Annotated in this window: 1 protein-coding gene and 1 pseudogene; both read left to right on the top strand. The window is 58.7% G+C overall.

Translation table 11 applies throughout. The annotated features are described in order from the left end of the window. Positions 1-353 (top strand): annotated as a pseudogene (locus tag HEN21_RS22630) (phage tail tape measure protein); the annotation flags it as partial. After that, positions 350-470 (top strand): phage tail protein (locus HEN21_RS22635; RefSeq protein ID WP_183082965.1); only part of this gene is annotated, 121 nt, incomplete at its 3' end. The pseudogene HEN21_RS22630 and the gene HEN21_RS22635, both read left to right, overlap by 4 nt.

A 470-nucleotide genomic window follows, 5' to 3' on the forward strand; every position in this document is an offset into this window, starting at 1 on the left:
GATTTACGGGAACCGGCGGCAAATATGAGCCAGCGGGGATTGTTCACCGTGGTGAATTTGTCTTCACGAAGGAGGCAACCAGCCGGATTGGCGTGGGGAATCTTTACCGGCTGATGCGCGGCTATGCCACCGGCGGTTATGTCGGTACACCGGGCAGCATGGCGGACAGTCGGTCGCAGGCGTCCGGGAAGTTTGAGCAGAATAACCATGTGGTGATTAACAACGACGGCACGAACGGTCAGATAGGGCCACAGGCGCTGAAGGCGGTTTATGACGTAGCCCGTAAGGCGGCAATGGATGTTGTGACCGGGCAGATGCGTGATGGTGGTCTGTTCTCCGGAGGTGGACGATGAAAACCTTCCGCTGGAAAGTGAAACCCGGTATGGATGTGGCTTCGGCCCCTTCCGTCAGGAAGGTGCGCTTTGGTGATGGCTATTCCCAGCGAGCGCCTGCCGGGCTGAATGCCGACC

Origin of the sequence: Escherichia sp. 93.1518, from assembly GCF_013368915.2 — a bacterium.
In the GTDB taxonomy this organism is placed as follows: domain Bacteria; phylum Pseudomonadota; class Gammaproteobacteria; order Enterobacterales; family Enterobacteriaceae; genus Escherichia; species Escherichia ruysiae.